Here is a 24439-nt window from a genome sequence, read left to right as displayed (position 1 = left end):
GAGAAATGGAGTGCGACATGGACCCGCTGAGCCCGGAAGAGATCGAACGTTACAAGCGCCACATATTGCTGCCGGAAATCGGCGGCGTCGGCCAGCAACGGCTGAAGGCGGCGCGGGTGCTGGTCATCGGGGCCGGCGGTCTAGGCGCGCCTGTCCTTCATTATCTTGCTGCCGCCGGTGTCGGCACGCTCGGCATGATCGATGACGATGTGGTCTCCCTGTCCAATCTCCAGCGGCAGGTGATCCACGATACCGGCACGATCGGCGAGCTGAAAACGGAAAGCGCGCGCAAGGCCATCGCCCGGCTCAATCCGCATGTCCGCACGCTTGTTTATGAGGAGCGTTTTTCGCAGGTCTGGGCGCATGACCATCTGCCATCCTTCGATCTCCTGATCGATGGCTCGGACAATTTTGATACGCGTTATGCCGCGGCGGATGCTGCAGAGGCTGCGAAAAGGCCGTTGGTCACCGGTGCTGTCGGCCGTTTCGATGGATCGGTCACGGTTCTGAAACCCTACGAGACGAATGCGGAGGGCACTTTGCTGCCCGGTTATCGTGACCTGTTCCCGGAACCGCCGCCGCAGGGGCTGATACCGAATTGCGCGGAAACGGGCATTGTCGGCGCGCTGACCGGCGTGATCGGCACCCTGATGGCCATGGAGGCGATCAAGGTCATCACCGGTGCCGGCGAGCCCCTCATAGGCCGCCTGCTTCTTTATGATGCCCTGTCGGCGCGTTTCGAAACGGTGCGATACAAGCGCCGGACAGCGGGAAAGAAACCATGATCGAGATCACGAGGATCGGCGAGGATTTCGACCGCTGGCAGGATTTGCTGGCGCTCATCATGGCGTCCTTCGCTTACATGGATGACGTCATCGACCCGCCCTCTTCGGCCCATCGCCTGACACCCGAAAATCTTGCCGAAAAGGCGAGGGTGGAGGTCGCTTTTGTGGTTCAGGACGACGATGAGTTGCTGGGCTGCCTGTTTTGCCGGCCGGAGCCGCCGGCTTCGCTTTATGTCGGCAAGCTCTGTGTTTCCCCGAAAGCGCAGGGAAAGGGCATCGGCAAGCTGCTTCTGCAGCAAGCCGAAATGCTGGCACAAGAACTGGCGCTGCCGGCGCTCAGGCTGGAAACGCGCATCGAGCTTCTCGCCAACCATGCGAAATTTACCGGCTGGGGTTTCGTCAAGACCGCTGAAAATGCCCATGCGGGCTATGATCGTACGACCTCGATCGAAATGACCAAATTCCTGGACTGAAGCCGCTTTTTAAAGCCGCTCTTATTGCAAAAGGCCGGACTGCATCATCTGGGAGAGAAAGACGGAAGAAACGCGGTCGATACCCGCCTGCGGCTGGATTTCCGCCGTTCCCACCCGCCAGATGTCCTTGTCCGGCCCGCTGACGAGCTGGATTTCCGTCGTGACCTTGTGGCTCAGCGCCGCCGCCTTGGTGGCCTCCACCATCTGCTTCATGAGTTTTACGGAGGGCATGCGGGTCCTATCACCAATCTCATCCGGATTTGCGGCAGCCTTCAGCCGCTGGAAGGCTGGCCCGACATCCGGCAGAGAACAGTTCATCTTTATTCGCGCCACAAAAAGACCGGCAGGCGTTTTTGAACCGATACGTGCAGGCTCAGCCTTGCAGCGCACCCGCTCCGTGCTCGCCACCCAGAGCTTTGCGAACTGGTCCGATTGTTCACTCGTCGTCCCCTTGGGAGAATGCATGCCCCTGTATTTGCGCTGCCATGCGACGGGGTCCGCAACCAGTTCCATATCGGTGTAGCGCTGGCCGCTGCCCGAAGATCCCCATTCCTTGTTCAGGCGAGCCATGCTGGCGCGATCAAAATTCAGCCAGGCACGATAATAGAGTTCGGCGGTTTCCTCCGGTGAGGGCGACGCAGCCCGGGCCGGGACGCTGACCAGCATCAACAGGACGGAGATCAGCAATAAAAATTTCGCCTGGATTCCCATTGAACTCTTCCTCCCTGTGGTGATCGAACGATGTCTGCCCGACCGGCTCAGCTCCGCCCCGGCAGCACCCGATTCGGCGGGCGGTGCCCATCGAACAATGTGCGGATGTTGATGATGACCTTGTCGCCCATGTCGATCCGGCCTTCGATCGTTGCCGAACCCATATGGGGAAGCAGCACGACCTTGCCTTCCTTGGCGAGCTTGATGAGCTTGGGGTTTACGGCAGGCTCATTTTCATAGACATCGAGGCCGGCGCCGGCGATCTTGCCTTCGCGCAGGCACTGGATCATCGCTGCTTCGTCAATAATATCGCCGCGCGCGGTGTTGACGATGTAGCTGGTCGGCTGCATCAGCGCCAGCCGCCGTGCCGAGATCAGGTGATAGGTCGCGGGTGTCGAGGGGCAATTGACCGACACGATATCCACCCGCGCCAGCATCTGGTCGAGACTGTCCCAATAGGTCGCCTCAAGCTCCGCTTCCGTTGCCGGATTGACCCGTTTGCGATTGTGATAATGAATGGAAAGGCCGAAGGCCTTGGCGCGCCGCGCGACCGCCGTGCCGATGCGGCCCATGCCGACGATGCCGATGCGTTTACCGGAAATGCGCCGTCCGAGCATCCAGGTCGGAGACCAGCCCAGCCACTCGTCGGCGCCGTTGGCGAGCACGCGCGTGCCCTCGATCATGCGGCGCGGCACGGCCAGCACCAGCGCCATGGTGATATCGGCGCTGTCTTCCGTCAGCACATTCGGCGTATTGGTAACGGTGATACCCTTTCGGGCGGCGGCATCGACATCCACATGGTCGATACCGTTGGAGAAGCTGGCGATCAGCTTCAGCTGCGGCCCGGCCTGCTCGATCATGGCGGCGGTGATGCGGTCGGTCACGGTCGGCACCAGCACGTCCACGCGCTGCATGGCGGCGACCAGCTCTTCCTCGCTGCGCGGCGTATCGTCGATATTGAGTTCCGCGTCGAAGAGCTCGCGCATTCTGGTTTCGACGACGTCAGGCAATTTGCGGGTGATATAGACTGTCGGTCTCTTCTTGTGGGTCATCGTTTGCCGCTGCCTTGTTCAGAAGTCATTAACCAGAAAGAGCGATAATTTCTTTCAATCAGGGCGTTTCTACCAGACCCGCCGGCGAAGACAAACAAAACTCGCCGTGGCTCGAGGCATGTGGAACCGAGCCTCCTCGAATATCATCCGGTTTGCAGAAGGCGGGAAACGGAAATGGGCATGCGCAGTGTGGTTTCTATCGTTTGCATTGCATTGTCTCTGGGCCTCCTCGGTGCGGCCGGCGAAGCCATGGCGCAGGGTGCCGCCAAGGGCGCAAGCGGCCTGCCGCTGCCGCGATTTGTCAGCCTGAAATCCAAGCGCGTCAATATGCGCATCGGCCCCAGCACGGATTATGCCGTGTCGTGGATGTATCTGAAATCGGGAATGCCGGTCGAAATCATCCAGGAATATGAAAACTGGCGACGCATCCGCGATGCCGACGGCACGGAAGGCTGGGTCAATCAGGCCCTGCTCTCTGGTGAGCGTACGGCCGTTGCCGCTCCGTGGATGCGCGGCAAGGGCAAGGAAGTCTACGTGAACATGCGCCGCGAGGCGCAGTCGGGCGCTGCCGTTACCGCCCGGCTGGAGCCGGGCGTCGTCTTCCGGATCGGCGAATGTAATGGCGACTGGTGCCGTGCCGAGGCCGGTCAGGCCTCGGGCTGGGTATCCCAGGGGGAAATCTGGGGTGCTTACCCCGGCGAAGCCTTTAAATAAGGCCGTGTTTTTCGCCCAGCGCCTTCAGCGATGACATGGGGCGCGGGCCGATCTGCTGAATGACGGCGGCAGCCGCAAGGCAGCCGAGCTTGCCACAATCTTCAAGCGAACGGTCCTGCGTATAACCGAATAGGAAACCGGCGGCGAAAAGATCGCCCGCACCCGTCGTGTCGACCACGTCATGCACGGGATAGGCTTCGACCTTCACGCGTTCCGTGCCGCGCAGGATGACGGCGCCTTCTTCGCTCATCGTCACCGCAGCAATCTTGCAATCGGCGGCAATTTTCGTCAGCGCCAGCTCGAAGTCGTCGGTTTCGTAAAGCGAAAGTGCTTCCTGCTTGTTGGCGAAAACGATGTCCACCGTGCCGGAGCGCATCAGGTCCAGAAACTCGTCGCGGTAGCGGCCGACGCAGAAGCTGTCGGAGAGCGTCATGGAAACTTCACGACCGTTTTCATGGGCAATGCGGGCGCATTCGCGAATGGCGTCCTTGGCGCGTGGCGGATCCCACAGGTAACCTTCGAAATAGGTGACCTTGGTCTGCGCAACGACGTCGTCTTCCACGTCTTCCGGGCCGAGATCGACGCAGGCGCCGAGATAGGTGTTCATCGAACGCTCGCCGTCTTCGGTCACGAAGATCATCGAACGTGCGGTTGGCGGGAATGTGCCTTCCGGCTTGGTTTCGAAATAGACGCCCTGCGCGCGGATATCGTGCTGGAAGATTTCGCCGAGCTGGTCTTCGGCAACCTTGCCGAAATAGGCGGCCCTGGCGCCGAAATTCGCAACGCCTGCCGCGGTATTGCCAGCGCTGCCGCCGGAGGCTTCGAGCGCCGGTCCCATCAGCGAATAAAGCAGTTCGGCGCGTTCCGCGTCGATAAGGTTCATCGCACCTTTGGTGATGGCATTGTCGTTGAGGAAGCGATCATCGCAGCGGGAGATGATGTCGACGATGGCATTGCCGACAGTCAGTACGTCGAATTTCGTCATAGGCCCTATCCGTTTCGCACGGGGGTGTGCGTTTTTTTCGAATGGTCTTAAACATTTCTGGCGGCAAGAAAAGCCCAAAGAGAAAATATGCGGTTCTCCACGACAGGCGGAAGCACGTCATTTCTCTGTAATGTGGTTAAGCTATTACTCCCATCAGAGCAAAAGGTGTGTGAATGCGTACCGAAATAGAAGACATGAGGTCTTCTGGCTCAACCGTTATCTCCGCCACGGATGTACTGGCGGCATTTAACGGACATAAAAGGCGGGGGTAACCCCGCTTTTTCTTTTAAGGCACGTTCCGGCTTGCCGTATTGTGCGGGCACGGAGGCGCTTCGGCCCTAGCGACTCACCAAGTTCTTCCCCTCCCGACATACTTCATTTGGCGAAAACAAAGAGCGAAAGCGTATTCGCGATTCCATTCCCGCGGAAAAGGCTCTAAAGCGAAGTATCTCCCGCAAAAGCCGCGAAAGCTTTCCCTCCATGTCTGCCGTTGCCGCGAATGTCGCCCCGATTTTCATTCTCATCCTGATCGGTTGGCTGACCGTCAAGGCCGGCCTGTTCAGGGCGGATGCCGGTGATATCCTGAGTGATTTCGTGTTCAAGATCGCGGTGCCGACATTGATCTTCCGCACGCTAGCGGAAGCGAATTTTCACGGCACATCGCCCTTCCGCCTCTGGATCACCTATTTCGCCGGCGTGGCCGTCACCTGGACGGTCGGGCATATCGTCACCCGGTATGTCTTCAAGCAGGATGTCCGCATCGCCGTTATCGCCGGCATTTCCTCGGCCTTTGCGAATAATATCTTCATCGGTCTGCCGCTGGTCGGGCGTTCCGTGGGAGATGAGGGGCTGGTCGCTCTCTCCATCCTGCTCGCCATCCATCTGCCGGTCATGATGATCGCCGGCACCATCCTGATGGAAAACGCCACACACAAGGCAGTCGGTGGCGAAAAACGGAGCATGACTGCGGTCTTCAAACAGGTGGGCCGCAATCTCGTCACCAATCCGCTGGTGATCGGTCTCGTCATCGGGCTTTCGACCAATGTTTCCGGCGTGGCGCTGACACCCATTTTGAAAACCGTGGTCGATCAGATCGCCTCGATGGCGGGGCCGGCTGCTCTCATATCGCTCGGCATGGCGCTGACGAAATACACCATTCGCGGCAATATGGGCATTGCCGTCACCATGACCGTTTTCAAGCTGCTGCTTCTGCCTGCCTGCGTATGGGCCATGGGCCACGTGCTCGGCCTCAGCCGTGAATGGACGGCGGCGCTGGTGCTCACCTCGTCGGTGCCGACGGGCGTGAATGCCTGGCTGATCGCCAACCGCTTCGGTATCGGCCACAGTGTCGCGGCCTCCACCATCAGCATTTCCACGGCGACCGGCGTTTTGTCCGTGTCGCTATGGGCCTGGCTGCTGAGCTGAGCTGATTATTTCTGGGCGCTCAGAATCTTGAAGCGGGCGTTGCGGCACACTTCGGCGGTCGTGCGGAATTCCGCCGCCAGAACCGGTTCATAAGGCAGGCCGCGATTGGCCACCATCAGCAGCTTGCCGCCGCTGCGCAACGCGCCCGCCGCAGCCTTGATGAAGGCCTGGCCAAGTGCGGGTTCCGCCGCCTGTCCGCCCGCATGGAAAGGCGGGTTCATGATGATGAGGTCGTATTTTTCCTTCGGCGGCTCGTTGGCCAGATCCTGCCAGAAGAAACGTGCCGTCAGGCGCGGATTGTTTTCGAGAAGATTGGTCTTGGCGAATTCCAGCGCATTCCAGTCCGCTTCGAAAAGATCGATACGGGCGGTACGCGGCGATTTTTCCGCCAGCATGATGGAGAGATAACCCCAGCCAGCGCCGAAATCGGCGGCATTGCCGTCAAAGTCGGTCGGCAGGCGCGAGGCAAGCAGTTCCGAACCGTCATCCACGCGATCATGGGAGAACATGCCGGGCAGGGCGGTGAAGCGGCCCTCGACCGTCGCCGGCTTCTGGGCAAGCTTGGAGACGGCGGCCGATACATCGTCCGGCCGTTGGAACCAGAGCGCGACACCGTGATATTTCGGCGTCGATTCCGCTTCGATACCAAGCTTCGCCAGAGTCTTGCGCAGGGTTACGATCCCGTCTTCCTTCGATCCGGCCGCGACGATCAAGCCGCCGGCCTTCACCCGCGAAAGCGCTTCGGCGACACGGTTTTCGTTTTCACCACGATGTTTGCCGCAAAGCAGCAGTGCCGCATCGTAATCTTCGCCCGAAACATCCGGGGTGACTTCCGCGCCCTGGGCCTCGAGAGCCCGGTAAAGCGGCCGAAGATGCTGAACCGCGACGATCTCCGCGTCGAAACCATCCAGCCGCGGACCGGCTTCCGCTCCTAGAAACAGAACGCGTTCGCCTTCTTTCGGCATGGCAAGCATGTCCGAGGCAAAGGGATGGAAAAGGGTTTTCACGGCGTCACGGCTCATTGGAGCGTCCTTAAAGTAGGATGGAGTTTGTCGGGGAAAAGTGGAAACCGGTTTTCCCGAACAGACAAACGATAACAAAACGAAAAAAAGGCGCGGGCAAAACCCGCGCCTCGATAGGGTCTGGCGACGCGGCCTTATTCGGCAGCGGCTTCGCCGTCTTTCTTGTCGGCGGCGACTTCCTTGCCGGTTGCCTGGTCGACAACCTTCATGGACAGGCGAACCTTGCCGCGCTCATCGAAGCCCATCAGCTTGACCCAGACCTTGTCGCCTTCCTTGACGACGTCGGAGGTCTTGGCAACGCGCTCGGAAGCGAGCTGCGAGATGTGGACGAGGCCATCACGGGCGCCGAAGAAGTTGACGAAAGCGCCGAAGTCAGCGGTCTTGACGACCGTGCCTTCGTAGATCTGGCCGACTTCCGGTTCCGCAACGATCGAGTGGATCCACTTGCGGGCCGCTTCGATTTCCTTGCCGGAAGAAGAGGCGATCTTGACGGTGCCGTCGTCTTCAATGTTGATCTTCGCGCCGGTCTTTTCGACGATTTCGCGAATGACCTTGCCGCCGGAACCGATGACTTCACGGATCTTGTCGACCGGGATGTTCATCACTTCGATGCGCGGTGCGAATTCGCCGAGCTGGCCGCGGCTTTCGGTGATGGCGTTGGCCATTTCACCGAGGATATGCTTGCGGCCGCCCTGTGCCTGCTCCAGAGCGATCTTCATGATCTCTTCGGTGATACCGGCGATCTTGATGTCCATCTGCAGCGAGGTGATGCCGTCGGCAGTACCCGCAACCTTGAAGTCCATGTCGCCGAGGTGGTCTTCGTCGCCGAGGATGTCGGAGAGGACTGCAAAGCGCTCGCCTTCGAGGATCAGGCCCATGGCGATACCGGCAACCGGCTTTGCCAGCGGAACGCCTGCATCCATCAGCGCGAGCGAGGTGCCGCAAACCGTTGCCATCGACGAGGAGCCGTTGGACTCGGTGATTTCGGAAACGACGCGCAGCGTGTAGGGGAACTGTTCGGCAGTCGGCAGCATCGGACGGATCGCGCGCCATGCGAGCTTGCCGTGACCGATTTCGCGACGGCCTGGGGAGCCCATGCGGCCTGTTTCACCGACCGAGTAGGGCGGGAAGTTGTAGTGCAGCAGGAAGCGTTCCTTGTACATGCCGGTGAGGCTGTCGACATACTGTTCGTCTTCGCCGGTGCCGAGCGTCGCAACAACGATTGCCTGGGTTTCACCGCGGGTGAACAGTGCCGAACCGTGCGTGCGCGGCAGCAGGCCGACTTCCGAGATGATCGGACGAACGGTCGACAGGTCGCGGCCGTCGATGCGGCTCTTGGTGTCGAGAACGTTCCAGCGAACGATCTTCGCCTGAAGGTGCTTGAAGACGGCGCCGATTTCTTCCGGCGTGTACTTGGCTTCGCCTTCTTCCGGCAGGAAGTGTGCCTTCACCTTCGCCTTCACGGCGTCGACGGCGGCGTAACGGGCAGCCTTTTCGGTGATCTTGTAGGCGTCGCGCAGTTCTGCTTCGGCGAGCGCCAGCATTTCGTTTTCGAGAGCGGAGAAATCTTCCGGTTCGAATTCGCGCGGTTCCTTGGCGGCAACTTCGGCGAGCTTGATGATCGCGTCGATAACCGGCTGGAAGCCGCGGTGACCGAACATGACGGCGCCGAGCATGATTTCTTCGTTGAGTTCCTTGGCCTCGGACTCAACCATCAAAACAGCGTCCTGCGTACCGGCAACGACGAGGTCGAGAACAGACTCGTCCATTTCGTCCAGATGCGGGTTAAGAACATATTCACCGTTGATGTAGCCAACGCGCGCGCCGCCAACCGGGCCCATGAAGGGAACGCCAGAGAGCGTAAGCGCTGCGGAAGCCGCAACCATCGACAGGACGTCCGGGTTGTTTTCCAGATCGTGCTGGATGACTGTGACGACGACCTGCGTGTCGTTCTTGTAGCCTTCAGGGAAAAGAGGGCGGATCGGGCGGTCGATCAGGCGCGAAACCAGCGTTTCGTTTTCGCTCGGGCGGCCTTCGCGCTTGAAATAGCCGCCGGGGATCTTGCCGGCTGCGTAGGTCTTTTCCTGGTAGTTGACGGTGAGCGGGAAGAAATCCTGGCCCGGCTTCGGAGACTTTGCGGAAACCACGGTCGCGAGAACCATCGTCTCGCCGTAGGTTGCGATGACGGCGCCGTCAGCCTGACGGGCAACCTTGCCGGTCTCGAGCTTCAGCGGGCGGCCTGCCCATTCGATTTCCACGGAGTGTTGATTGAACATATCTTGTCCTTGGTTGTGGCTGCCGCTCCGGCATCGTGCCGGCGGTGGCAGCGCTGTGACTCAATCACGGGCAAGACAGCGGGAGGCTTTCGACAAGCAAGCATCCGGCAATCCTGCCCCATGACAGGTCTGCGGTTGAAAAAGGCGGCACCGGCCCATCCGGTTCACCCTAATCGTCCGGGGGCCACATCAGCGGCGAACGCCCGGAAATTCATGTGGCCTTCAAAAGGCCGGATATAAAAACCGGCGGGCATCGTTGCGAAACCCGCCGGAGAAGTTATTAGCGGCGAATGCCGAGAGCACCGATCAGCTTGGTGTAACGGGCTTCGTCCTTCTTCTTCAGATAGTCGAGAAGCGAACGACGGCTCGAAACCAGCGTCAGAAGGCCACGACGGGAGTGGTTGTCCTTCTTGTGGTCCTTGAAGTGACCGGTCAGGTTGTTGATCCGCTCGGTCAGGATAGCAACCTGAACTTCCGGCGAACCGGTGTCGCCTTCCTTCGTGGCATATTCCTTGATGAGGGCGGCTTTGCGCTCTGCAGTAATCGACATCGGACGATCCTTTCTGTTTTAAGGAAAAATGGGACGCCTAAAGCCGGGATGTCGTCCAGCTCTGGCCATTCAGCAGCATAGGCAAAGCCCAAGCTGGCGCTGCCTATAAACTATTCCGGGTGTAATTGAAAGAGGCGATTGACAGCGCCTCCCGAGCCTTGATTTAGCCGAAAACACGCTTCGGCCGGAACTCGCCTTCGCCGATCTCGCCGATGGCGACCAGTTTGCCATGCGCGGTGGCATAGGCTTCCGGATGATTAGCCGGCGCATCGCGCCCGCGCAGCAGGATGGGGTTGCCCATCTTCAGCCTGTGTGCCTGATCGTCGTTGATGATGAGGCGGGGAAGGGCGGACAGCGCCTCGGCCGTGTCGATCAGATAGGCGTCCAGCGCTTCCAGCCGTTCGTCGCGGTCTTCCATGGCTTCCAGCGCCGTTAGCGTTTCGAGCGGCACCATCATCTCTTCGCCGAAGGGGGCGACCATGGTGCGGCGCAGTTCGGAGATATGGCCAAAGCAGCCGAGATCGCGGCCCATGTCGCGGGCCAGCGCCCGCACATAGGTGCCCTTGCCGCATTCCACTTCAAAATGCGCGGTATCGGCGTCGGGGCAGGCCAGCAGCGTCAGGCGATGGATTTCCACCTCGCGTGCGGGAATTTCCACCGTCTCGCCGTCACGTGCCAGATCATAGGCGCGCTCGCCGGCGATCTTGATTGCGGAAAACTGCGGCGGGGTCTGCATGATCACGCCGGTATAGTTGGGCAGAATATCCCGGATCGCCTGCTCGTTCGGGCGCTGGTCGGAGGAATCGACCACCTCGCCTTCGAGATCATCGGTCGCGCGTTGCTCGCCCCAGGTCACGGTAAATTCGTAGATTTTTCGGCCGTCCATGACATAGGGCACGGTCTTGGTGGCGTCACCAAGCGCGATCGGCAGCATGCCGGAAGCGAGCGGATCGAGCGTGCCGGCATGGCCGGCCTTCTGGGCGTTGAACAGCCACTTGATCTTGGAAACGGCCTCGGTGGAGCCGAAATCGAGCGGCTTGTCGAGGATGAGCCAACCCGAAATCGGACGGCCCTTGGGTTTGCGGTTCTGCTGTTTGCGTGGTTTGGACATGCTTCAGTTCTGTTCGTCGTCTTTTTCGTTCGAAGGTCCAAGATCGCGCTGTACTTCCGGCGAACGCAGGAGCGCATCGATCTTCTGGTAATTGTCGAAACTCGTATCATCGCGGAAACGCAGTTCCGGCATGTATTTCATCTGCCGAAGCTGCGGGCCGAGGCGGCCGCGCATGTATTTTGCATGGCGGTTAAGCGCGGTGATGATGCCGGTGTGATCGGCAACGCCGAGCGGCGTCACATAAGCGGTGGCGATCTTGAGATCGGGTGACATGCGCACTTCCGAGATGGAAATGACGGTGCTTTCGATCAGATCGTCGCGGACTTCACCGCGCTGGAGAATTTGGGTCAGGGCGGCGCGCACCTGTTCGCCGACGCGCAGCATGCGTTGCGAAGGGGCCGATGATGTAGCTTTTGCCATGAGTTATGCCTCAAACGGAGCGAGCGCCGGTAAGCCGGCGCCCGACAGTAAATTCCTGTTTTGCGGCGAGAACGCTTAGAGCGTTCTCGTGATGTGTTCGACGCGGAAGCACTCGATAGTGTCGCCAGCGCGGATGTCTTCGTAGTTTTCGAAGGCCATGCCGCATTCCTGACCGACCGGCACTTCCGAGACTTCGTCCTTGAAGCGCTTGAGGGTCTTGAGCTTGCCTTCGTGGATGACGACGTTGTCGCGCACCAGACGGACACCCGCACCACGTTCCACCTTGCCCTCGACGACGCGGCAACCTGCGACCTTGCCGACCTTCGTGATGTTGAACACCTCGAGGATTTCGGCATTGCCGAGGAATGTCTCGCGACGTTCCGGCGAAAGCAGGCCAGACATCGCCGCCTTCACGTCATCCACCAGATCGTAGATGATGTTGTAGTAGCGGATCTCGATGCCGGCGCGTTCGGACGCCGTGCGTGCCTGTGCGTTGGCGCGAACGTTGAAGCCGATGATCGCGGCGTTGGAGGCCTCGGCAAGCGAGATATCCGATTCCGTGATGGCGCCAGCGCCCGAGTGAACGATACGAGCACGGACTTCGTCGGTGCCGAGCTTGTCGAGCGAAGCGATAATGGCTTCGACCGAACCCTGCACGTCTGCCTTGATGACCAGCGGGAATTCCTTCATTCCCGAAGTCTGCAACTGGCTCATCATCTGTTCCAGCGAACCGCGCTGGCCCGTCTGACGTGCGACAGCCTTGTCGCGTGCCAGACGCTGGCGGTACTCGGAAATCTCGCGAGCACGGCTTTCGTTTTCGACAACCGCGAAACGGTCACCGGCAGATGGCGTGCCGGAAAGACCAAGAATCTCGACAGGCATAGCCGGACCGGCTTCCTTGACGTGTTCACCCTTGTCGTTGACGAGGGCGCGAACGCGGCCCCACTGGTCGCCGGCCACGATGATCTGACCAGGCTTCAGCGTACCCTTCTGTACGAGAACCGTAGCGACGGCACCACGGCCGCGGTCAAGTTCCGCTTCGATGACGGTACCTTCTGCGGTACGGTTCGGATCTGCCTTGAGGTCGAGAATTTCAGCCTGCAGCAGGATCGCTTCAAGCAGTTTGTCGAGGCCAAGCTGTTTCTTGGCGGAGACTTCCACGTCAAGCACTTCACCGCCCATCGATTCCACGAAGACTTCGTGCTGCAAGAGCTGCTGGCGAACCTTTTCAGGGTTTGCTTCGTGCTTGTCGATCTTGTTGATCGCCACGACGATCGGAACACCCGCTGCCTTGGCATGGTTGATGGACTCGATCGTCTGCGGCATCACGCTGTCGTCAGCGGCGACCACCAGAACGGCGATATCCGTCGCCTGCGCACCACGGGCACGCATGGCCGTGAAGGCGGCGTGGCCGGGGGTGTCGATGAAGGTGATCTTCTGACCGTTCTTTTCGACCTGATAGGCACCGATATGCTGGGTGATACCACCGGCTTCGCCTGCGACCACATTCGCCTGGCGAATGGCGTCGAGCAGCGAGGTCTTGCCGTGGTCAACGTGGCCCATGATCGTGACAACCGGCGGACGCGGCAGCATTTCGCCTTCGTCGTCTGCCTGGTTGAAGATGCCTTCTTCCACGTCAGACTCGGAAACGCGCTTGACGGTGTGGCCGAATTCGACCGCGATCAGTTCCGCCAGATCGGCGTCGATCACGTCACCCGGCTTCATCATCTGGCCTTCCTTCATCAGGAACTTGATGACGTCGACGGCACGTTCGGACATGCGCTGCGACAGTTCCTGAATGGTGATGGTTTCCGGCAGGATCACTTCGCGCATAACCTTTTCACGGGTTTCCTGCATCTGGCTGCGGCGGAATTTTTCCTGCCGGCGACGCATGGATGCCATGGAGCGGCCGCGCGGCGTGCCGTCTTCATCCAGATTGGATGAGGTCACGGTCAGCTTGCCGCGACGGCGTTCTTCTTCCGTCTTCAGGCGTGCAGCGGGCTTTGCCGGCGCAGGTGCGGCGACCTTACCGCGAACCGGGAGATTGCCACGGCGCACACCGCGATCATCCTCGTCGTCACCATCGGTACGGCGACCGCGCGGAGCTGCGGTTTCGGGAGTGGTGCGGGCAGGGGCGGCGGCGGGCTGAGGACGAGCCTCGGCGCGCGGCGCCGGCTGAGCGGCGGCAGCCGGCTTTTCAGCGGCTGGTTCGGATTTCGTTTCCACGGCCGGCTGGCTTGCCGCCACCTTGGCGGCTTCGGCCTCTTCGGCGGCACGGCGTGCAGCCTCTTCCTTTTCAGCGGCGATGCGGCGCTCTTCTTCCACCTTGCGGCGCGCTTCGTCTTCGGCACGCTGCTTGGCTTCGATCACGTCGCGAGCCTGCGCTTCCATCAGCGCGCGGCGGCGGGCTTCCATCTCGCCGGCGGACAGATCGTGCAGGACGTTGCCGCGCGGACGCTCAGGCTGGCGCTGCTGTGGCGCGGACGAGCCGGGACGCTGCTGCGACTGGGAGGAACCCGGACGCTGCTGCTGGCTGCTCGGCTGGTGGACGCGCGGCTGCGGAGCCTGCGGACGCGGTGCCACGGGGGCAGGGGCGGCCGGCTTCGAAGCGGGTGCTGCAACCGAATGAACCTGCTTCTCGTCTTCAGGTCGATGGGGGCGGCGCTTGCGTGTTTCCACGACAACCGCATTGGTGCGACCTCGACCCATATCCTGCCGCACGGTGCCCTGATTCATCCCGCCCGGTTTCAGGGTAAGAGTCTTCTTGGCCGGCGCATTGAGTGTCTTGTCGTCGTTGTTGTCGGTCATTCCGTTCCCGTTCCTTCGGACGAGAACCGGATGACGTCCATCAGGTCTCGTCGTTCAATTGCTGCATCGGAACGCGGCGACCGTTGATGTCGGTTAACCGCGTCATTGTTCTGTCCGGGCAGCGTCGCGTTCCGCCTGAGATTGGCCGCCAAGGCGGTACCGCTCAAGCATCGTTGCGCGCTTCACTACACCCTCACCCGCCTGCCCTGCAAGCGCGCAGGCATGGATAAAAGCATTCTGGCCCATCAACTCGTCCATTTCGGCTCCGCTGAAGAGCCGGAAGGACGGAATTTCATTGCCGGCATCGCTGCCGAGCGCCCAGGCCTTGCGAGCCTGGTCCAGTTTTCTCACGCCGTCGGCCGCAGCATCGGTCGCATGGAACACGGCGATCGCGTTCCCGGACCGGACGGCGGCATCGACTTTCATCGCGCCGCTGATGAACTGGCCGGCTTTTCGCGCCATGTTCATCATCCCGGCAAGCTGTTGCGCCATCAGCCGGTCGAGAAGAGCGAGAAGCTCCGGCCCGGCCTTGACGTCACGTTTGAGAGCCCGCGCGAAGAGCTTCTTCGCGATGGCCTTCTCGATCAGGGCGCGCTCGGGTGTCACCCAGCAGCCGCGCCCCGGCAATTGGCGTTTCAGATCCGGAACGACGCCGCCGTCCGGGCCTGCGACGAAGCGGATCAGCTCATCCGGCGATCCGCTCTGCCGTGTTACAATGCACATACGTCCATTGACGTCGCCCTTGATCCGCCCGTCGTCATCCGTCTCGGGCAGATCGTCCGGCTCATGCGCCTGCGATATCATTCCTGTTCGGCGGTATCCGCCTCCTCGGCAGCTTCCGCATCGGCTTCCTGTTCGGAAGCGAGCTCTTCAGCGGTGATCCAGCCTGCGAGAAGACGAGCCTGCACCACCATGTTCTCGGCTTCGACGCGCGAAACATCGAGCTTGGAGAAGATGCCTTCGAACTTCTTCGTCTCGCCGTCCTTGCGCTCGCTCCAGCCGACCAGATCGTCCGCTGCACAGCCGGCAAAGTCCTCGATGGTCTTGATGCCGTCTTCGCCGAGCGCGACCATCATCTGCGAGGTCAGGCCGTCGATCTGGCGCAGTTCGTCGGCAACGCCGAGTTCCTTGCGCTTGGCGTCCATTTCGGCTTCCAGGCGTTCCAGATATTCGCGGGCGCGGGTCTGGATTTCATCGGCAGTGTCTTCGTCGAAGCCGTCGATCGAGGAAATCTCGTCGAGATCGACATAGGCCAGTTCTTCGACCTGCGCGAAGCCTTCCGAAGCCAGAACCTGGCCGACCATTTCGTCGACGTCGAGCGCTTCCATGAAGAGTGCCGTGCGCTCGTTGAATTCCTTCTGGCGACGCTCGGATTCTTCCTGCTCGGTCATGATGTCGATATCCCAGCCGGTCAGCTGCGATGCCAGACGCACGTTCTGACCGCGGCGGCCGATGGCGAGCGACAGCTGCTCGTCGGGAACAACCACTTCGATACGCTCGGATTCTTCATCCAGAACGACCTTGGCGACTTCCGCCGGCTGCAGGGCGTTGACGATGAAGGAAGCCGGTTCCTGGCTCCACGGAATGATATCGATCTTTTCGCCCTGGAGTTCGCCGACAACGGCCTGAACGCGCGAACCACGCATACCGACGCAGGCGCCGACCGGATCGATCGACGAGTCGTTGGAGATGACCGCGATCTTGGCGCGCGAACCGGGGTCACGGGCAACCGACTTGATCTGGATGATACCGTCGTAGATTTCCGGAACTTCCATGGTGAAGAGCTTCACCATGAACTGCGGATGGGTACGCGACAGGAAAATCTGCGGGCCGCGCTGTTCGCGGCGAACGTCGTAGACATAGGCGCGAACGCGGTCGCCATAACGCATGTTTTCGCGCGGGATCATCTCGTCGCGACGGATGATGCCTTCGCCACGGCCGAGATCGACAATGACATTGCCATATTCGACGCGCTTGACGGTGCCGTTGACGATTTCGCCGATGCGGTCCTTGAACTCGTCATACTGGCGGTCGCGCTCGGCTTCGCGCACCTTCTGCACGATGACCTGCTTGGCGGACTGGGCGGCGATACGGCCGAAATCCATCGGCGGCAGCGGATCGGCGATGAAGTCGCCGAGCTTGGCGTCGGGGTTGCGGTCGCGGGCCAGCTCAAGCGGGATCTGGGTCGAATAGTCCTCAGCGGCCTCGACAACTTCCAGAAGACGCTGCAGGCGGATTTCGCCGGTCTTGGAGTTGATGTCGGCGCGGATGTTGGTTTCCGAACCATAGCGCGAGCGGGCGGCTTTCTGGATAGCGTCAGCCATTGCGGCAAGCACGATTTCGCGGTCGATGACCTTTTCGCGCGCCACAGCATCGGCGATCTGCAGAAGCTCAAGCCGGTTAGCACTCACTGCCATTTTTCTGTCTCCGTAAGTCGCAAGTTGCGTTGGTCGCCCTTATTTTCGGGCTTTACGTTGGAATTAGTCTTCGTCTGCTTCGTCTTCGTCGTTCTGGTTTGCGGCTGCGGCCTTTGCCGCCTTGTCTGCCCGCAGCGCATCACGAATAAGGTCGTCCGTCAGAATGAGCTTCGCATCGGAAAGCGCGCTGAACGGAATGATGACTGTCGGCTCTTCGCCATAGGCGATCTGGTCGCGTTCCAGCTTGAAGCCATCCGCATCTACCTCGACGATCTTGCCGCGAAACCGCTTGCGGTTCTCGACCAGAATGGAGGTCTCGACCTTCACCAGATGACCCTGCCAGCGGGTGAAATCCGATTTGCGAACCATCGGCCGGTCGATGCCGGGCGAGGAAACTTCGAGATGATACGCTTTATCGACCGGATCTTCCACATCAAGAACCGGTGAAATCGCCATCGAGATGGCTTCACAGTCCTGAACGGTCATCGTTCCGTCTTCCCGCTCGGCCATCACCTGCAGCGTCATGCCGTTCTGGTTGGAGAGCCGCACGCGCACCAGAAGATATCCCATGCCCGTCAGAACAGGCTCGATGATCTCGGCAATGCGCTGGTCGATGCCCGTTTCGGTTATCAGTCGCGGTTCATGTGCGGTGTCTGCCATCTGGCCTTCCGGTCTTTAGATTTTCACCGGGCACTCAGCCCGTGGTTTCCGGTTCGCCTAACGAAAAAGAGCGGAGCCTTGCGGCCCCACTCTTCATCAAGCGATCAAGAATTTCAGGGGTCATATAGACCCATCGGGGCAGGATTGCAAGGTTTTCGCGGGCGGTCTCGCCCGGGGCGTGGCTCCGGCCATATTTTCACCCTTACCGTGTCGGAAAGGCTGGCATGAATTCCGGCACTGTCTATAGTTGCCGTTTGATAGATCGCAGTTGCATCAAGTGGACAGAGCGTGCCTGACCGTAAATCGCCACTCGCGCCTTTAAGGCATTTGACTTACAGACGAATCTGGTTCGCGAGCCTTGCCTCGAATTTCGGCGGATTGATCCAGGCGGTGGGTGCCGCATGGATGATGACCTCGCTTTCCAGTTCGGAAAACATGATTGCGCTGGTGCAGGCTTCCACCTCTTTGCCGATCATGCTGTTCTCGCTGATCTCAGGCGCGCTGGCCGATAGTTTCGACCGCCGCCGCATCATGATTTCGGCACAGCTTCTGATGCTGACGGCCTCCGTGCTGCTCACCGTGTTTGCGTGGTCGGGCTGGCTCACGCCCTGGCTGCTGCTCTTCTTCACCTTCATGATCGGCTGCGGTACGGCGCTCAACAATCCGTCCTGGCAGGCTTCGGTCGGCGAAATGGTACCGCGCGAGGATTTGCCGGCCGCCGTGACGCTGAACAGCGTCGGCTTCAACATCACCCGCAGTGTCGGCCCGGCCATCGGCGGTATCATCGTTGCGGCCGCCGGTGCTGCGGCTGCGTTTTTCGTCAATGCGCTGAGCTATTTCACCTTGATCTACGCTTTGTTTCGCTGGCAGCCGCCCAAATATGCCTCGACCCTGCCGCGCGAGCAGCTTCCTGCCGCCATCTCGGCCGGCATGCGTTATGTGGCGATGTCGCCTAATATCGGCAAGGTTCTGGTGCGCGGCTTCCTCTTTGGCCTTTCCGCCAGCGCCATCCTTGCTCTCATGCCCATTGTCGCCCGCGATCTGGTCGAGGGTGGGCCCTTGACCTATGGCGTCATGCTCGGCGCCTTCGGCGTCGGTGCCATCGGCGGTGCGCTGGTCAGTGCGAGACTGCGTGAGGTCCTGTCCAGCGAATGGATTGTGCGGGTTGCCTTTTTAGGTTTTGCCTTTAGTGCCGGTGTAACGGCGGTCAGCACCAGTTCGATCATCACTTCGCTGGTTCTGACCATTGCCGGCGCCTGCTGGGTTCTGGCGCTTTCTCTTTTCAACACCATCGTCCAGCTTTCCACCCCGCGCTGGGTGGTGGGTCGAGCGCTTTCGCTTTACCAGACGCTGACCTTCGGCGGCATTGCGGTGGGTAGCTGGCTGTGGGGCGAGCTGGCGGAAGATTACGGCATTTCCTATTCGCTGCTTTGTTCCTGCGTGCTGATGCTGCTCGGTGTCGTCGTCGGCCTCAAGCTCGCCATGCCGGCCTTCGCTTCGCTCAATCTCGATCCGCTCAATCGTTTCGTGGAACCGCCGCTGAGGCTCGATATCAAGCCGCGCAGCGGGCCGATCGCCATTCTCATCGATTATGAAATCCATGACGAGGATCTGGGCGAATTCCTGCCGCTGATGGCCGAGCGCCGCCGCATCCGCCTCCGCGACGGCGCGCGCAACTGGAACCTGATGCGCGATCTCGAAAACCCCGATATCTGGACGGAAAGCTACCATGTGCCGACATGGGTGGAGTATGTCCGCCACAATCACCGCCGCACCCAGGCGGATGCGGAGACCTGGGACCGGCTGCTCGAGCTTCACCGCGGCAACACGCGGCCGCGCGTGCACCGGATGATCGAACGGCAGACCATTCCGCCGACCGATGATATTTTTCATAAGCCGCATACCGACCAGCATTGAGAGGTGATAGGCAAAAGGGGCGATGGCTTGCAACACCCCGTCGTTATGCTCGGGCCTGTCCCGAGGATCCAATCACCTGTCGTTAAATCAATCGGTTGCAGATGCTCGGGACAAGCCCGAGCATGACGACGGAGAGGTTTTCGGACTTTGCCGGCAACCTGCTATTTCAGCTTCGCCTTCAGTGTCGCATCGGGAAAACATGTCGGCGCGAGGCCGTTTTTTGCCTGCCAGTCGCCCAATGATCGGCGCGTCTTGAAGCCTGCCAGCCCATCCGCCTTGCCGACATCGTAACCCTTGGCAACCAGCGCCTTCTGCATGGCCAGAACGTCGGAGCGCAGCATCGATCCGACATTGCCCCATTCGCCCTTGAATGGTCCCGCCCCATGGGTAATGCGGTCGGCAAGATTGCCGATGAACAGCGCATAGAGATCGGAATTATTATATTCCTTGATGACGTAGAAGTTCGGTGTCACCACGAATTCCGGCCCGTGCCGCCCGGCCGGCACCAGCATCATGCCGTCGGCGGAGAGGTCATTGGCAGGAAAGGCTTTTCCGGAAATACGGGTAATGCCCATCTTCGCCCAGTCGGCCACCGGCCGGGCAAGATCAGGGCCTTCCTGCGCGCAGGATACATTGGCGGGGACGGAGACTTCGAAACCCCAGTCGCGATTGCGCTGCCAGCCGCGCTGAGAAAGATAGTTGGCTATGGATGCCAGCGCATCCGGCACGGAGTTCCAGATATCGCGGTGGCCGTCACCGTCGAAATCCACGGCATATTTGAGATAGCTCGATGGCATGAATTGCGGCTGGCCGAGCGCGCCGGCCCAGGAGCCCATCATGCGTGACGCCGCGATATCGCCGCTTTCGACGATCTTCAGCGCGTCGATCAGCTCGGTGCGGAACATCTCCTTGCGGGTCGACATATAGGCTTTCGTCGCCAGCACATTGACCACGGAATGCGGCAGTTTGGCCCGGCCGAAACCGGATTCACGGCCCCAGATCGCAACGACGATATCGCCGGGCACACCGTATTTCGCCTCGATCCTGCGCAGCGTCGCCGCGTGCGTGGCTGCAAGCGAGCGGCCGGTGCCGGCAAGCCCCTGCAGCCGTTTTTCCGAGAAATAGGCGCCCGGCGAGGAGAATTCCGCCTGACTCTGGCTCTGTTCCTTCGGCGGCTTCTGGCCTGGAATGACGAGGTCGGGCAGGTTCCAGCTGATGGAGAGACCGCTGAGCGTGGCCTCAAGCGTCTTTTGCGAAATGCCGGCCTTGCGGGCTTCCGGCCAGATTTCCTTTTTCAGCCATGCATTGAAGTCTGCGTCATATTTGGCGGCAGCCGCACCTGTCGGGGCCGACTGTGCAAGAGCGGTCGTTGCTGAAAAAACGGAAAGAAGGGCAGCGAGTGCCTTGGGGGCAAATCGGTTTCGCATTCGGTCTCCTCTTTGAGTGACGGGGAGGGAGGAAGGCTTCAGATCGTCGTTCGCGCCCGAAGCGCCGCCGTCAATGTGCCCTCGTCGAGATAATCAAGCTCGCCGCCCACCGGCACGCCATGCGCAAGCCGTGTGATCTTGATGCCGAGGTCGGAGAGGCGATCGGTGATGTAATGGGCGGTCGCCTGTCCTTCCACCGTCGCATTAACGGCGATGATGAGCTCGCGAATGCCGCCGGCGCTGACGCGATCGATCAGGCCCTTGATGTTCAGGTCCTCGGGCCCAACACCGTCGAGCGGCGACAGCGTGCCGCCCAGAACGTGATAGGCGGTGTTCATCGCGCCCGCCCGCTCCAGCGCCCAGAGATCCGACACATCTTCCACCACGATGATGACGGACTGGTCGCGCCGGTCGTCGGCGCAGACGGTGCAGGGATCGATCGTATCGACATTGCCGCAGCAGGAGCAGATCTTTACCTTGTCATAGGCTTCACCCATGGCATGGCCCAGCGGCCCGAGAAGCTGTTCCTTCTTCTTGATGAGATGCAACGCCGCCCGCCGCGCCGAGCGGGGGCCAAGTCCCGGCACTTTGGCCAAAAGCTGGATCAGTTTTTCGATTTCGGGACCGGTGACTCGTTTTGCCATAAGCGCTTTCTACTGCATAAATCGGGAAACGGGAATCATGAAGCGCAAAGGGCAGTCCATGAAAATCAGGGCGGTGTGCCGGGGTGAGGCAAAAAACCTGCCGGGAAAGACGGTGAAGACGGGCATCTTCAAACACGCCGTGAATGGCCCGGTCATGGTCGACGCGGAAGGCATTGTCAGTGACGCGGTCTGCAATCGCAAACACCATGGCGGGCCGGATCAGGCGATTTACATCATGGGCTCCGTCGATCTCGACTTCTGGTCGCGCTCCCTGGGCTTTGTGGTGGAACCCGGCTTTTTTGGTGAAAATCTCGTTCTGGAGAGCGTCGATAGCGCAAAACTTCATGTGGGCGACAGGTTCTCGACCAGCGATGTCGTGCTGGAGGTGACTGCTGCCCGCATCCCCTGCGCCACGCTGTCGGCTCGTATCGGCGATCCCGATTTCGCCCCGCGCTTCCGGCAGGCGGGCCAGCCGGGTTTTTATTGCCGGGTGCTGAAAGGCGGAATGCTCGCCGCCGGTGAGAATATCTCGTTCGAACCCTATCAGGGAACGAAGCTGCCCATACCGACTATTCTGCAGCGCTTCCGGCCGATGCAGCTCGATATGGCCGAACGCGCGACCTACCTCGAAACACCGCTGGCAAGCCGGTTTCGCGCCATGCTGGAAGCCTGAGAACTGGACCTATTCCCGCTGAGGCGGGAGATGTCCGCAATTTCCGTCATACCGGCTCGGGGCCGGAATGACGGATCGGAAATGTCTATCAGAACGGCAGCTTCATGCCGGGCGGTAGCGGCAAACCGGCGGTCAGGTTGGCCATCTTTTCCTGGGCCTGTGCTTCGCCTTTTTCCTTGGCGTCCTTGTGGGCGGCAACGATCAGGTCCTCGAGGATTTCCACCTCGTCTTCCTTGAACAACGAAGGATCGATTTTCAGGCCGCGCATTTCGCCCTTGCCGTTCAAAATGACGGTTACCAGACCGCCGCCGGCCCGGCCTTCGATTTCGAGGGCGGCAATTTCCTGCTGCACCTTTTCCATCTTGGACTGCATTTCCTTGACCTTGCCCATCATGCCCATGATGTCGCGCATGTGCCAATCTCCTGTTCTTTTTGTTTAAAACTCGATGTCGTCGCCGGGAAGGATGTCGCCTTCGCTCGATTCGGCAACCGATGGCGGCGCGATGTCCTCCGCCTCATCCTGTATCGCGGCACGGATACGCACGTCGGTGATCTTTGCGCCGGGAAACTGCGCCAGAATGGCGGCAACATCAGGGTCCTGACGCGCATCAACCAGACGGGCGTCTCGGGCATTGCCTTCAGCCTCGACCAGGGTCGGCTCACCCTGTTCCTTGCTGAGGCTGACGATCCAGTGGATGCCGGTCCATTCCTTGAGCTTGACGCCAAGTTCACCGGGCAGAGAGCCGGGCGCACCTTCGCCGAGGCGCATGTCGAGCCGGCCGGGCTCCAGCCGCACCAGCCGCACGAAGTTGCGCACCTTTGCCCGCATGACCGGGTCGCGGTGTTTCTGGCAGAGCTCGGCAATATCCTGCACCGAATTGACGGGAACCTTGGGCTCTGGCCGTTCTTCGGTTCTTGGCGCCACGACCTGCATCTCCTGCGGGCGGCTATCGGGCACAGCGCGCAGCATGGCGGATGGTTGCGGACTTGCAGGCCTCTGGGCGGGAAGATCGACAGGTCTTCCGGCCGCCACGGTCTGCACCGACGAATAGGCACGCGCGCCGCCGCCATTGCCGCCGCCGGAAGGCCCGCCATTGGCGTAACCGCCGTCGCCGCTGGAAAGCTCCAGCAGGCGCCGCGCCGCATCTTCCGGTGCCGGCAGGTTGGCGGCATGCGAAAGGCGGATCAGGACCATTTCGGCCGCACCAGCGGGCCGCGAGGCATTTTCCGTCTCCGGAATACCCTTCAGCAGCATCTGCCAGATGCGCGACAGCGCCGTCACCGCGATGGTTTCGGCAAATTCCGTACCACGCACGCGTTCGATCTCGGAAAGCGAGGGGTCTTCCGCCGCGTCAGGCACATATTTCATGCGGGTGACGAGATGGGTGAAATCGGCAAGGTCGTTCAGGACCACAACCGGGTTCGCGCCGGCCTCATATTGTCCGTTGAATTCCGAAAGCGCAGCCGCCACGTCACCTTTGACGACATGCTGGAATAGATCGACGATGCGCGCACGGTCGGCAAGGCCGAGCATGCCGCGCACCGCTTCGGCCTCCACCCGGCCGCTGCCATGGGCAATCGCCTGGTCGAGCAGGGAAAGACCGTCGCGGGCGGAACCTTCGGCGGCGCGGGCGATCATCGATAGCGCCTGCGGTTCGGCCTCGAAACCTTCCTTGCCGGCAATGGCGGTAAACAGGCCGACGAGATCGGCGGCGCTGATGCGACGCAGGTCGAAACGCTGGCAGCGCGACAGAACGGTGATCGGCACCTTGCGGATTTCAGTGGTCGCAAAGATGAATTTCACATGTTCCGGCGGCTCTTCAAGGGTCTTCAGAAGACCATTGAAAGCCTGCGTCGAAAGCATATGCACTTCGTCGATGATATAGACCTTGTAGCGCGCCGAGACCGGACGATAACGCACCTGCTCGATGATCTCGCGAATATCGTCGATACCGGTATGGGAGGCGGCGTCCATCTCGATCACGTCGACGTGCCGGCCTTCCATGATCGCCTGGCAATGTTCGCCGGGAATACGAAGGTCAATGGTCGGCTTGTCGATGGTGTCGGTCTTGTAATTCAGCGCGCGGGCGAGAATGCGGGCCGTGGTCGTCTTGCCCACGCCGCGAACGCCGGTCAGCATATAGGCCTGCGCGATGCGTCCGGTCTCAAACGCGTTGGTCAGCGTGCGGACCATCGGCTCCTGGCCGACCATCAGATCGGAAAAATCCTTGGGACGATATTTGCGCGCCAGCACCCGGTAGCCGGTCCCGACCTGGGATTCGCTTGATGTGGTGGGAACGGTATCGCTCATTGCCTCGCCAGTTTGTTTTGCCAGTTGTCTTGGGGCGCGGAACTGGCCCGGCGAAAGC

Annotated in this window: 22 protein-coding genes; 6 read left to right on the top strand and 16 right to left on the bottom strand. The window is 60.7% G+C overall.

What is annotated here, in order from left to right; all coding sequences use genetic code 11:
- The first annotated feature begins 17 nt into the window (after positions 1-17).
- Both QD336_RS07320 and QD336_RS07315 read left to right on the top strand, forming a co-directional pair.
- Positions 18-785 carry a molybdopterin-synthase adenylyltransferase MoeB gene (locus tag QD336_RS07320; protein ID WP_499170013.1) on the top strand — a complete coding sequence of 256 codons (768 nt, stop codon included), beginning with the start codon at positions 18-20 and terminating at the stop codon, positions 783-785.
- Entirely contained in the window at positions 782-1258 is a 477-nt protein-coding gene (locus QD336_RS07315) for a GNAT family N-acetyltransferase (protein ID WP_499170011.1), read from the top strand. Before QD336_RS07320 ends, QD336_RS07315 begins: the two co-directional genes overlap by 4 nt.
- Before the next feature lie 21 nt (positions 1259-1279).
- Here QD336_RS07315 and QD336_RS07310 read toward each other — a convergent pair whose 3' ends face one another.
- Complete coding sequence (locus tag QD336_RS07310) at positions 1280-1969, bottom strand: hypothetical protein (RefSeq protein ID WP_269341424.1); 690 nt, start codon at positions 1967-1969, stop codon at positions 1280-1282.
- 47 nt (positions 1970-2016) lie between these two features.
- The gene (locus QD336_RS07305; protein ID WP_499170009.1) at positions 2017-3021 is read right to left on the bottom strand and encodes a 2-hydroxyacid dehydrogenase; all 1005 of its coding nucleotides are present in this window, start codon (positions 3019-3021) and stop codon (positions 2017-2019) included.
- A 180-nt stretch (positions 3022-3201) separates the two neighbouring features.
- On the opposite strand from QD336_RS07305, the gene QD336_RS07300 reads away from it, so the two are divergent.
- Entirely contained in the window at positions 3202-3735 is a 534-nt protein-coding gene (locus QD336_RS07300; protein ID WP_035214555.1) for an SH3 domain-containing protein, read from the top strand.
- Here the strand turns inward: QD336_RS07300 and QD336_RS07295 are convergent.
- Entirely contained in the window at positions 3728-4720 is a 993-nt protein-coding gene (locus QD336_RS07295; RefSeq protein WP_269341426.1) for an adenosine kinase, read from the bottom strand. The two genes, QD336_RS07300 and QD336_RS07295, sit on opposite strands and share 8 nt — an antisense overlap.
- A gap of 480 nt (positions 4721-5200) precedes the next feature.
- On the opposite strand from QD336_RS07295, the gene QD336_RS07290 reads away from it, so the two are divergent.
- Entirely contained in the window at positions 5201-6145 is a 945-nt protein-coding gene (locus tag QD336_RS07290) for an AEC family transporter (protein ID WP_499170007.1), read from the top strand.
- 5 nt (positions 6146-6150) lie between these two features.
- On the opposite strand, the gene QD336_RS07285 is transcribed toward QD336_RS07290, so the two are convergent.
- From QD336_RS07285 to rimP, 9 genes are all read right to left on the bottom strand, one after another.
- Positions 6151-7167 carry a class I SAM-dependent methyltransferase gene (locus QD336_RS07285; protein ID WP_269341428.1) on the bottom strand — a complete coding sequence of 339 codons (1017 nt, stop codon included), beginning with the start codon at positions 7165-7167 and terminating at the stop codon, positions 6151-6153.
- A 134-nt stretch (positions 7168-7301) separates the two neighbouring features.
- Positions 7302-9443 (bottom strand): polyribonucleotide nucleotidyltransferase, encoded by a 2142-nt coding sequence (gene pnp, locus QD336_RS07280; protein ID WP_269341429.1) that lies wholly within the window; start codon positions 9441-9443, stop codon positions 7302-7304.
- A gap of 280 nt (positions 9444-9723) precedes the next feature.
- Positions 9724-9993 (bottom strand): 30S ribosomal protein S15, encoded by a 270-nt coding sequence (gene rpsO / locus QD336_RS07275; RefSeq protein ID WP_004439050.1) that lies wholly within the window; start codon positions 9991-9993, stop codon positions 9724-9726.
- 163 nt (positions 9994-10156) lie between these two features.
- A complete protein-coding gene (truB, locus tag QD336_RS07270) occupies positions 10157-11104 on the bottom strand; it encodes a tRNA pseudouridine(55) synthase TruB (RefSeq protein ID WP_499170006.1) in 948 nt (315 codons plus the stop codon).
- A 3-nt stretch (positions 11105-11107) separates the two neighbouring features.
- On the bottom strand, positions 11108-11524 hold the full coding sequence (gene rbfA, locus QD336_RS07265) for a 30S ribosome-binding factor RbfA (RefSeq protein WP_269341431.1): 417 nt from the start codon (positions 11522-11524) through the stop codon (positions 11108-11110).
- Positions 11525-11599: 75 nt separating this feature from the next.
- Complete coding sequence (infB, locus tag QD336_RS07260) at positions 11600-14332, bottom strand: translation initiation factor IF-2 (RefSeq protein WP_499170005.1); 2733 nt, start codon at positions 14330-14332, stop codon at positions 11600-11602.
- Between the two features lie 102 nt (positions 14333-14434).
- Positions 14435-15136 (bottom strand): RNA-binding protein, encoded by a 702-nt coding sequence (locus QD336_RS07255; protein WP_269341433.1) that lies wholly within the window; start codon positions 15134-15136, stop codon positions 14435-14437.
- Entirely contained in the window at positions 15133-16749 is a 1617-nt protein-coding gene (gene nusA, locus QD336_RS07250; RefSeq protein ID WP_499170004.1) for a transcription termination factor NusA, read from the bottom strand. The genes QD336_RS07255 and nusA overlap by 4 nt, the downstream gene beginning before the upstream one ends.
- A gap of 63 nt (positions 16750-16812) precedes the next feature.
- Positions 16813-17409 (bottom strand): ribosome maturation factor RimP, encoded by a 597-nt coding sequence (gene rimP / locus QD336_RS07245; RefSeq protein WP_269341435.1) that lies wholly within the window; start codon positions 17407-17409, stop codon positions 16813-16815.
- Between the two features lie 288 nt (positions 17410-17697).
- Between rimP and QD336_RS07240 the strand changes: the two genes are divergently transcribed.
- On the top strand, positions 17698-19326 hold the full coding sequence (locus tag QD336_RS07240; RefSeq protein WP_269341436.1) for an MFS transporter: 1629 nt from the start codon (positions 17698-17700) through the stop codon (positions 19324-19326).
- Between the two features lie 161 nt (positions 19327-19487).
- Here the strand turns inward: QD336_RS07240 and QD336_RS07235 are convergent, their stop codons facing one another.
- Positions 19488-20753 carry a lytic murein transglycosylase gene (locus QD336_RS07235; protein WP_499170002.1) on the bottom strand — a complete coding sequence of 422 codons (1266 nt, stop codon included), beginning with the start codon at positions 20751-20753 and terminating at the stop codon, positions 19488-19490.
- Between the two features lie 38 nt (positions 20754-20791).
- A complete protein-coding gene (recR, locus tag QD336_RS07230) occupies positions 20792-21397 on the bottom strand; it encodes a recombination mediator RecR (RefSeq protein ID WP_077983270.1) in 606 nt (201 codons plus the stop codon).
- A 37-nt stretch (positions 21398-21434) separates the two neighbouring features.
- Here recR and QD336_RS07225 point away from each other — a divergent pair, with 37 nt between their 5' ends.
- Positions 21435-22070, top strand: a complete 636-nt coding sequence (locus tag QD336_RS07225) for an MOSC domain-containing protein (protein WP_499170001.1) — start codon at positions 21435-21437, stop codon at positions 22068-22070.
- Between the two features lie 88 nt (positions 22071-22158).
- Here the strand turns inward: QD336_RS07225 and QD336_RS07220 are convergent, their stop codons facing one another.
- Complete coding sequence (locus QD336_RS07220) at positions 22159-22482, bottom strand: YbaB/EbfC family nucleoid-associated protein (protein WP_269341439.1); 324 nt, start codon at positions 22480-22482, stop codon at positions 22159-22161.
- A 24-nt stretch (positions 22483-22506) separates the two neighbouring features.
- Positions 22507-24381 carry a DNA polymerase III subunit gamma/tau gene (locus QD336_RS07215; RefSeq protein WP_499169999.1) on the bottom strand — a complete coding sequence of 625 codons (1875 nt, stop codon included), beginning with the start codon at positions 24379-24381 and terminating at the stop codon, positions 22507-22509.
- Positions 24382-24439 lie beyond the last annotated feature (58 nt).

The organism is Rhizobium sp. BR 250 (genome assembly GCF_047445855.1).
Taxonomy (GTDB): Bacteria; Pseudomonadota; Alphaproteobacteria; order Rhizobiales; family Rhizobiaceae; genus Agrobacterium; species Agrobacterium tumefaciens_I.
The sequence above is the reverse complement of the archived record's forward strand: the minus strand, read 5'-3'. Positions and strand labels throughout refer to the sequence as shown.

Excerpts from the sequence above, each read along its gene's own strand:
- QD336_RS07320 (WP_499170013.1), top strand. The coding sequence starts at position 18 with ATGGACCCGCTGAGCCCGGAAGAGATCGAACGTTACAAGCGCCACATA.
- QD336_RS07315 (WP_499170011.1), top strand. The coding sequence starts at position 782 with ATGATCGAGATCACGAGGATCGGCGAGGATTTCGACCGCTGGCAGGAT.
- QD336_RS07310 (WP_269341424.1), bottom strand. The coding sequence starts at position 1,969 with ATGGGAATCCAGGCGAAATTTTTATTGCTGATCTCCGTCCTGTTGATG.
- QD336_RS07305 (WP_499170009.1), bottom strand. The coding sequence starts at position 3,021 with ATGACCCACAAGAAGAGACCGACAGTCTATATCACCCGCAAATTGCCT.
- QD336_RS07300 (WP_035214555.1), top strand. The coding sequence starts at position 3,202 with ATGCGCAGTGTGGTTTCTATCGTTTGCATTGCATTGTCTCTGGGCCTC.
- QD336_RS07295 (WP_269341426.1), bottom strand. The coding sequence starts at position 4,720 with ATGACGAAATTCGACGTACTGACTGTCGGCAATGCCATCGTCGACATC.
- QD336_RS07290 (WP_499170007.1), top strand. The coding sequence starts at position 5,201 with ATGTCTGCCGTTGCCGCGAATGTCGCCCCGATTTTCATTCTCATCCTG.
- QD336_RS07285 (WP_269341428.1), bottom strand. The coding sequence starts at position 7,167 with ATGAGCCGTGACGCCGTGAAAACCCTTTTCCATCCCTTTGCCTCGGAC.
- pnp (WP_269341429.1), bottom strand. The coding sequence starts at position 9,443 with ATGTTCAATCAACACTCCGTGGAAATCGAATGGGCAGGCCGCCCGCTG.
- rpsO (WP_004439050.1), bottom strand. The coding sequence starts at position 9,993 with ATGTCGATTACTGCAGAGCGCAAAGCCGCCCTCATCAAGGAATATGCC.
- truB (WP_499170006.1), bottom strand. The coding sequence starts at position 11,104 with ATGTCCAAACCACGCAAACAGCAGAACCGCAAACCCAAGGGCCGTCCG.
- rbfA (WP_269341431.1), bottom strand. The coding sequence starts at position 11,524 with ATGGCAAAAGCTACATCATCGGCCCCTTCGCAACGCATGCTGCGCGTC.
- infB (WP_499170005.1), bottom strand. The coding sequence starts at position 14,332 with ATGACCGACAACAACGACGACAAGACACTCAATGCGCCGGCCAAGAAG.
- QD336_RS07255 (WP_269341433.1), bottom strand. The coding sequence starts at position 15,136 with ATGATATCGCAGGCGCATGAGCCGGACGATCTGCCCGAGACGGATGAC.
- nusA (WP_499170004.1), bottom strand. The coding sequence starts at position 16,749 with ATGGCAGTGAGTGCTAACCGGCTTGAGCTTCTGCAGATCGCCGATGCT.
- rimP (WP_269341435.1), bottom strand. The coding sequence starts at position 17,409 with ATGGCAGACACCGCACATGAACCGCGACTGATAACCGAAACGGGCATC.
- QD336_RS07235 (WP_499170002.1), bottom strand. The coding sequence starts at position 20,753 with ATGCGAAACCGATTTGCCCCCAAGGCACTCGCTGCCCTTCTTTCCGTT.
- recR (WP_077983270.1), bottom strand. The coding sequence starts at position 21,397 with ATGGCAAAACGAGTCACCGGTCCCGAAATCGAAAAACTGATCCAGCTT.
- QD336_RS07225 (WP_499170001.1), top strand. The coding sequence starts at position 21,435 with ATGAAGCGCAAAGGGCAGTCCATGAAAATCAGGGCGGTGTGCCGGGGT.
- QD336_RS07220 (WP_269341439.1), bottom strand. The coding sequence starts at position 22,482 with ATGCGCGACATCATGGGCATGATGGGCAAGGTCAAGGAAATGCAGTCC.
- QD336_RS07215 (WP_499169999.1), bottom strand. The coding sequence starts at position 24,381 with ATGAGCGATACCGTTCCCACCACATCAAGCGAATCCCAGGTCGGGACC.